Origin of the sequence: Streptomyces sp. URMC 126 (genome assembly GCF_051386555.1) — a bacterium.
Taxonomy (GTDB): domain Bacteria; phylum Actinomycetota; class Actinomycetes; order Streptomycetales; family Streptomycetaceae; genus Streptomyces.
Map to the genome: position 1 here is coordinate 1 of NZ_JBPQTX010000821.1, position 277 is coordinate 277.

General features: G+C 70.8%; 1 protein-coding gene. It reads right to left on the reverse strand.

Annotation, left to right across the window (positions count from 1 at the left end):
- A partial coding sequence (locus ACSNOK_RS34070; protein WP_436784607.1) for a DedA family protein occupies positions 1-277 on the reverse strand: 277 nt, incomplete at both ends.

Here is a 277-nt window from a genome sequence, read left to right on the forward strand (position 1 = left end):
GTCAGGAACGTCGTCGCGGGCATGCGCTCGACGCCGGCGGGGACCGAGATCAGACTGCGGAAGACCGGGACCATCCGCCCGAAGAAGACCGCCTTGGTGCCGTGTCTGGCGAACCACGCCTCGGTCCTCTCGATGTCCGAGGGCTTCAGCAGCGGGATCCTCCGTGCGACGGCCAGGGTCCGCTCCCGGCCCAGGAGCGCGCCCGCCCAGTACAGGAGGAACGCCCCGGCCACCGAGCCGAGCGTGGTCCACAGCAGGGCGGCGAAGAGGCTGATGT